The organism is Vibrio sp. V01_P9A10T6 (assembly GCF_963877065.1).
GTDB classification, from domain to species: Bacteria; Pseudomonadota; Gammaproteobacteria; order Enterobacterales; family Vibrionaceae; genus Vibrio; species Vibrio anguillarum.
On record NZ_CAWNTB010000104.1, the window covers coordinates 1 to 3,119 of the forward strand.

The window sequence follows — 3,119 nt, forward strand, 5'->3', positions numbered from 1 at the left end:
ACCCAAGACTCATGGGCGGTGCTCAACGTACGCGAAGATCAACTCAAGCATTTTACGAAAGGCACAACATTTACGGCTTACTTACCTGCTTTAGAAGCCAAAGTAGAATTTATCGTTTCCCACATTGCAGTGATGGGTGATTTCGCCACATGGCGATCAACAGACGCCTCACAAGGGTTTGATTTACGCACCTTTGAAATCGAAGCTCGCCCTACCACACCTGTCGAAGGTTTGCGTATGGGAATGAGTTTAGTGGTTGAGCTATAAGCCTTATGTCGATTCAGGTTCGCCCTCAATGGCCTCTGCTGCGCCATGACCCTTGGCTATTGTCTAGCCTAAGCTGGATACCAATAGTATTGGCATTCAGTATTTGGTGGATTTTCTCACAAGGGATAGTGCGCGATCTGCCGATTGGCGTGGTCGATTTGTCTCACAGCCAATTGTCACGTCAATTGATAAGAGATTTCGATGCAACCTCGACCATGGCAGTCACGCACCAGTTCCAAGATGTCAATCAAGCCAAAACTGCGTTAATTAAAAGTGACATTTACGCGTACGTTGTCATTCCGTATCAATTTGATAAATCAATATTTCGTGGTGAGCAGCCACAAGTATCGACCTTCTTCAATAGCCAATACATTTTGGTTGGACGATTGATCAACTCTGCTATTGTTCAAGCACAAAGTACGTTCAATGCCCAAGTGGATGTCGTAAAAAACCTAGCGACTAGCCAACAAACCACATTGAGTGCGATGGGGCGAGCCGTACCAATCAGGACACAGATTACGCCCCTGTTTAATCTCAATACAAACTATGCGCAATTTTTAGTCTCGGCGGTTATACCCGCTCTTTGGCAAATCGTTGTCGTGGTCAGTACCATTATGATTTTGGCAGCAAACCATCGTCACTTTGGTTTGCAAACGTGGCTTGGAGAAAAGCCATTACGAATTTTAACGCTAACATTGATGCGTTATCTGCCGATTTTTATGTTGCAAGGGATTGGTTTTTTAATCTGGTTTTATCAAATATTAATGTGGCCAATGCACGGCAGTTTTGCTCTATTGATTATCGCACAACTTGCAATGACGCTCGCCTGTATGATCATGGGCGCACTCTTTTTCTTTCTAACACTCGATCCGGCAAGAGCGATGAGTTTTGCTGGCGCTTTTACCGCACCAAGTTTTGCGTTTATGGGCATTACGTTCCCAGTGACGGATATGAATACTCTAGCGCAGTGGTGGCGAAGCCTGCTACCAGTGAGTCACTACATTGAAGTGCAAGTAAGCCAAGTAAGTTATAACGCTGAATTGCTGTCATCACTTAAGTATTTAGTGCCAATGCTGGGCTATGCATTGCCGCTGCTGCTCACTTTGATTCTTATCCGTAAACACAAGCAAGCCGAGCGAATCAACCATGACTGAAACTACGCGATTCATTGCTCTACTTAAAGCAGAGCTAAAAGCGCTATTCACTAACCCTGTAGTGCTGTTGACTGTCTTTGGTGGCGTGGTTTTTTACTCCTTTTTATACCCTTTGCCTTATACGCAGCAAACTCCACGCGAGCAGACACTCTCGATTGTCAATCTCGATAAAAGCCAAGCCAGTTACCAACTAGAACGCATGGTTGACGCAACGCCACAAGTCAAAGTGATTCAACGAGACAGTACCATTGAAGATGCCAAGCAGGCTTTTCTTAACCGCAAAGTTAGCGGTATTTTAGTGATTCCTGAACATTTTTATAAAGACCTACTACTTGGAAAAAGTCCAACACTGGCCTACGCTGGCGATGCCTCTTACTTTCTAGTGTACGGCACCATCGTTGAGGGCTTATCGCAAGCTGGTGGAACCTTAGCCGCGAAAAGTAAAGTGTCACGTTTAGTGATGGAAGGAGAACCGCTTTCTCTGGCCGCTCAGCACTATTCCGCCACAAGCATCAACCTAAAACCGACCTTTAACCCACGCATGGGTTATGTTGATTACGTTGTCCCAGCGGTGTTTGTTTTGATCTTACAACAAACCATGATCATGGCGGCAGGATTAATGGGCGGAACACAAAAGCACGGAAATGGCTATTGGAGTCATACCACACCGCTACGATTAATATTGGTACGCAGCATTGTCCTTGTTGCTGTTTATTATCTACTCAGCATGTACTACTTTGGTGCCAGTTTTACCTCACATGGTGTCAACACCCTCGCCAGTGCGGGGCATTTATTGCTACTTCTACTGCCTTTCTTACTGGCCTCTTGCCTATGCGGCATTTGGCTTGGTTCAGTTACACCGCGGCGAGAATTGGTGACGTTAGTGGTATTAATCAGCTCAATGCCACTGATTTTTTCAGCTGGTTTTATTTGGCCGTTAGAAGCAATTCCACGCCCTATCATTTGGATATCCAACCTCTTTCCAAGTACGCCTGCCATTCAGAGTTTTCTCAGTTTGAACCAAATGGGCGCATCATGGGATCAAATCAGCACTCAGTGGGGGATCTTGTGGGTGCAAGTGTTTGGTTGGGGAGCCCTTGCCTTTTACCAACTCCAGCGGAAGCGTTAGTTAATCATTCCTGCCACTGCTGACGCATACGCTCAACAGTGGCATCATCGATACCATGAACATTCTGGTACTGCGCACGACAAACATTAATCACTAAGGTTGCATGGTAACGTTTAGCCAACTGCTGGTAAGCTCGCATCTCCCAATGTCGAACAAAAGTATTCGCCACAACAACGTCCTCACCTTGCGCTAAGCAGCGCTCCACTTGCTGTTGACACCACCGATGAGCTTGCTCGATTTTATCTGGCTGATAACAATAGTTGCCTTTCTCATTGATAAAATACATATCCGCTTCAAAATGCTTTGCATGTAGCGTCCTTGCTAAGGTGCTTTTGCCTGAGCCGGGTAATCCCCTAATCAAAGTTAAGGTTAGCGCCATGTGTATCCAACAGGTAAGTAAACGGATATCTAATAGTAACCAATTTCACAGCAAGATTCATTTTGCTATCGACATCTGGTTTTGATTGAGTTAAGTTCGGCAGTATAGACGTCCAAAAATAGCTTAGGGAGAAAGCTGTGCCGATTAAGATCCCCGACCAACTGCCTGCCGGTGATGTACTGCGTCATGA

At 45.5% G+C, this 3,119-nt stretch carries 3 protein-coding genes and 1 pseudogene; 3 read left to right on the forward strand and 1 reads right to left on the reverse strand.

Going from position 1 to position 3,119, the window contains the following annotated elements; translation table 11 throughout:
- From AACQ21_RS05425 to AACQ21_RS05435, 3 genes and pseudogenes are all read left to right on the forward strand, one after another.
- Nucleotides 1–267: pseudogene (locus AACQ21_RS05425) on the forward strand (HlyD family secretion protein); the annotation flags it as partial.
- 5 nt (nucleotides 268–272) lie between these two features.
- The gene (locus AACQ21_RS05430) at nucleotides 273–1,421 is read left to right on the forward strand and encodes an ABC transporter permease (RefSeq protein ID WP_105977588.1); all 1,149 of its coding nucleotides are present in this window, start codon (nucleotides 273–275) and stop codon (nucleotides 1,419–1,421) included.
- Complete coding sequence (locus AACQ21_RS05435) at nucleotides 1,414–2,550, forward strand: ABC transporter permease (RefSeq protein ID WP_013856658.1); 1,137 nt, start codon at nucleotides 1,414–1,416, stop codon at nucleotides 2,548–2,550. The genes AACQ21_RS05430 and AACQ21_RS05435 overlap by 8 nt, the downstream gene beginning before the upstream one ends.
- A gap of 4 nt (nucleotides 2,551–2,554) precedes the next feature.
- Here AACQ21_RS05435 and AACQ21_RS05440 read toward each other — a convergent pair whose 3' ends face one another.
- Nucleotides 2,555–2,929, reverse strand: a complete 375-nt coding sequence (locus AACQ21_RS05440; protein ID WP_029388298.1) for an ATP-binding protein — start codon at nucleotides 2,927–2,929, stop codon at nucleotides 2,555–2,557.
- Nucleotides 2,930–3,119: the final 190 nt, after the last annotated feature.